A 1,312-nucleotide genomic window follows, 5' to 3' on the forward strand; every position below is an offset into this window, starting at 1 on the left:
GCATGTCATCTACTAACCTCACGCTTGGCGACCAGGTCTACTTCCCCTTCGTCGAGAAGCCCATCGCCTACGAAGGACGAGAGTCCGACAACCCCCTGGCCTTCAAGTTCTACCAGGCCGACCGAACCATTCTCGGTACGCCCATGAAAGACCTCTTCCGATTCGCCGTCGCCTACTGGCATACCTTCACCGGCACCGGCAGCGACCCCTTCGGACCCGGCGTCAAGCACTTCCCCTGGGATGCCAACCCTGACCCCCTCACCGCGGCCCATCACAAGATGGATGCCGCCTTCGAGTTCATTACCAAGATCGGTATGGACTACTACTGCTTCCACGATGTCGATGTGGCCCCTGAGGGTAACTCGAATGCCGAGTTTGAGCGCAACTTCCGCCAGATCGTCGACTACGCCAAGCAGAAGCAGGCCGCCAGTGGAGTCAAGCTGCTGTGGGGTACGGCTAACCTCTTCTCCCATGAGCGCTACATGAACGGGGCCTCAACCAACCCTGACTTCCAGGTGCTGGCCCACGGGGGCTGGCAGGTCAAGAACGCCATCGATGCCACCATCGAGCTGGGCGGGCGGGGCTACACCTTCTGGGGCGGCCGGGAGGGCTACATGTCGCTGCTCAACACCAACATGAAGCGGGAGACCGAGCACCTGGGCCGCTTCCTGCAGATGGCTCGTGACTACGCCCGCAAGCAGGGCTTTACAGGCTCGTTCTACATCGAGCCCAAGCCCATGGAGCCCACCAAGCACCAGTACGACTTCGATGCCGCTACGGTGGTGGGCTTCCTCAACCGCTACGGCCTGCAGGACGACTTCGAGTTGAACCTGGAGACCAACCATGCTACGCTGGCCAACCACACCTTTGCCCATGAGCTGCAGGTGGCGGTGGACAACAACATGCTGGGCTCGATTGATGCCAACCGGGGTGACTACCAGAACGGCTGGGACACCGACCAGTTCCCGGTGGACGTTTATGAGCTGACCGAAGCGATGCTGGTGATCCTGGAAGCGGGGGGTTTCAAGTCGGGTGGGGTGAACTTCGATGCCAAGACGCGTCGCAACTCGACCGACCTGGAGGACATCTTCATTGCCCACATCGGGGGCATGGACACCTTTGCCCGGGCTGCGATTGCGGCTGAGGCCATTCTGGAGAAGTCGGCTTACAAGAAGCTGCGTGCTGAGCGGTACGCCAGTTATGACAGGGGAGCGGGTGCTCGTTTCGAGCAGGGTGAGCTAACGCTGGAGGACCTGCGGTCGTATGCCCTGGAGCAGGGGGAGCCCAAGCAGATCAGCGGCAAGCAGGAGCT

The 1,312-nt window shown here is 61.1% G+C and carries 1 protein-coding gene; it reads left to right on the plus strand.

Annotation, left to right across the window (positions count from 1 at the left end; all coding sequences use genetic code 11):
• Positions 1-2: 2 nt before the first annotated feature.
• Positions 3-1,312, plus strand: a 1,310-nt coding sequence (xylA, locus tag ACYVIY_RS28590; RefSeq protein WP_460980089.1) for a xylose isomerase, incomplete at its 3' end; no start/stop codon positions are given.

The sequence above is a fragment of the Spirosoma knui genome (assembly GCF_054780635.1).